We start from the raw sequence: 549 nt of genomic DNA on the forward strand, positions 1-549 counted from the left end.
GCTGGGCGGCGCCTACACCGACGCCGACCGCCCGCAGCTCGACGACCTCATCACCCGTTTCAGCCTCGACCGCGCCCGCTACACGCCGCGCCCCCGGCCGGTATCCGTCAAGAAAAGCAGCTACAACGTGGCCGTGCTGCTGCCCTTCGAGCTGACCGACCCCAGCTGGCAGACCCAGCGCAAAAACCAGTTCGTAACTGACCTCTACGCCGGCCTGCGCCTGGCCCAAGACAGCCTGCAGCGCGCCGGCCGCACCATCCAGCTCTACGCCTACGATACCGGCGCCGACACCCTGACGCTGAAGCAGACTCTGGCCCTTCCCGAGCTCGCCGGTATGGACCTGCTCATCGGGCCCATCTATAAATCGGGGGCCAAGCTGCTGAGCCGCTACGCCCAGGAGCACCAGATTGTGTGCGTGAACCCGCTGTCGCAGGACGGCGACCTCGTGCTCGACAATCCCTGGCACTACCTGTACGCGCCCAGCGCCGCCACTCAGGGCCGCACCGCCGCGCAGTTTGCCGCCGGCGCATTTGGCAACGGCCGCCCCGC

The 549-nt window shown here is 68.3% G+C and carries 1 protein-coding gene; it reads left to right on the forward strand.

The genetic code is table 11. The features are described 5' to 3' along the window. Window positions 1–549, forward strand: a 549-nt coding sequence (locus tag ACYVDE_RS25855) for an ABC transporter substrate-binding protein (protein WP_460504361.1), incomplete at both ends; no start/stop codon positions are given.

Source organism: Hymenobacter agri (genome assembly GCF_054778495.1).